The 967-nt window shown below is 54.0% G+C and carries 1 rRNA gene; it reads right to left on the reverse strand.

From position 1 onward, the window contains the following. Positions 1-967 (reverse strand): 23S ribosomal RNA (locus tag U9R90_RS36435); the annotation flags it as partial.

Consider the following 967-nt stretch of genomic DNA (forward strand, 5'->3'; position numbering starts at 1 on the left):
CCTGATGCTTAGAGGCTTTTCCTGGAAGCAGGGCATTTGTTGCTTCAGCACCGTAGTGCCTCGTCATCACGCCTCAGCCTTGATTTTCCGGATTTGCCTGGAAAACCAGCCTACACGCTTAAACCGGGACAACCGTCGCCCGGCCAACATAGCCTTCTCCGTCCCCCCTTCGCAGTAACACCAAGTACAGGAATATTAACCTGTTTCCCATCGACTACGCCTTTCGGCCTCGCCTTAGGGGTCGACTCACCCTGCCCCGATTAACGTTGGACAGGAACCCTTGGTCTTCCGGCGAGCGGGCTTTTCACCCGCTTTATCGTTACTTATGTCAGCATTCGCACTTCTGATACCTCCAGCAACCCTCACAGGCCACCTTCAACGGCTTACAGAACGCTCCCCTACCCAACAACACCTGAGTGTCGCTGCCGCAGCTTCGGTGCATGGTTTAGCCCCGTTACATCTTCCGCGCAGGCCGACTCGACCAGTGAGCTATTACGCTTTCTTTAAATGATGGCTGCTTCTAAGCCAACATCCTGGCTGTCTGTGCCTTCCCACATCGTTTCCCACTTAACCATGACTTTGGGACCTTAGCTGGCGGTCTGGGTTGTTTCCCTCTTCACGACGGACGTTAGCACCCGCCGTGTGTCTCCCGTGATAACATTCTTCGGTATTCGTAGTTTGCATCGGGTTGGTAAGTCGGGATGACCCCCTAGCCGAAACAGTGCTCTACCCCCGAAGATGAGTTCACGAGGCGCTACCTAAATAGCTTTCGGGGAGAACCAGCTATCTCCCGGTTTGATTGGCCTTTCACCCCCATCCACAAGTCATCCGCTAATTTTTCAACATTAGTCGGTTCGGTCCTCCAGTTAGTGTTACCCAACCTTCAACCTGCCCATGGCTAGATCACCGGGTTTCGGGTCTATACCCTGCAACTTAACGCCCAGTTAAGACTCGGTTTCCCTGCGGC

The sequence above is a fragment of the Streptomyces sp. E11-3 genome (assembly GCF_046540415.1).
Lineage (GTDB): Bacteria > Actinomycetota > Actinomycetes > Streptomycetales > Streptomycetaceae > Streptomyces.